Origin of the sequence: Gluconobacter sp. P5H9_a (genome assembly GCF_018812085.1) — a bacterium.
In the GTDB taxonomy this organism is placed as follows: domain Bacteria; phylum Pseudomonadota; class Alphaproteobacteria; order Acetobacterales; family Acetobacteraceae; genus Gluconobacter.
Window position 1 is genome coordinate 1 of sequence record NZ_JACRVW010000049.1, and the last position, 739, is coordinate 739.

The 739-nt window shown below is 45.2% G+C and carries 1 protein-coding gene; it reads left to right on the plus strand.

The window, feature by feature from the left end; all coding sequences use genetic code 11:
- Window positions 1–325: hypothetical protein (locus KP708_RS15410; RefSeq protein WP_215757238.1), on the plus strand; the 325-nt coding region annotated here is incomplete at its 5' end.
- Between the last annotated feature and the right edge of the window lie 414 nt (window positions 326–739).

Here is a 739-nt window from a genome sequence, read left to right on the forward strand (position 1 = left end):
TCCATCAGACATTCTTCACGAGCATGAAGACTGTATTAGGATGGCGTATGAATGGTTAGATGCTCAGACAACAATAAAAACAAAACCAAAACACAGTAGAGCTCTAAAGCATATTATAGAAAAATGGGCAGGAAGATATATATCTCAATCAGACGTAGAAATAGCTGCTTATTTACATCCAAMAATAACAGGGAAATACCCAAATTTTAATTTAAGCGCCAAGTTTACACGCCCACTAGACTCAAGATTAAATGGTATAGGCCAAGCTTTTACTCAAGATTATAGAGACCGMTTTGATCCTAAGGTATATTCTAAATCCGAGTAATATTTATACCTGAGCAGCCTGCGGCGCTAGCGCGCTGCMTTCGCTCTGGGTCTGCACCAATGTTTTTTTCTGATTATTCTGTCTGCTCATGAAGCAAAGAAATTTTAGCGGCTAAAACTACCGTTTTCCGGTAGTATCAATGTCTGAACTTGATTGAGCGACAGGAGCGGCATGATGAGCGCACACCCGATTGTCCAGCATGACGACGMCGAGACGACAGCGTTKGCTGACGCCGTTCGAGACGGAAKCCGCGCCGCAGATGAAGGGCGCAAGCGTCCCTAKTCTGAGGTGCGTAACTGGCKCCTCTCTKGGGGTACGGAACACGAAAAACCKGMACCACAGCGCGGGTAATCGTGCAAAAGGKCATCGKTGATATTACCGATCMAGCGGTCGATGACCKCCAAAGTATTAGAA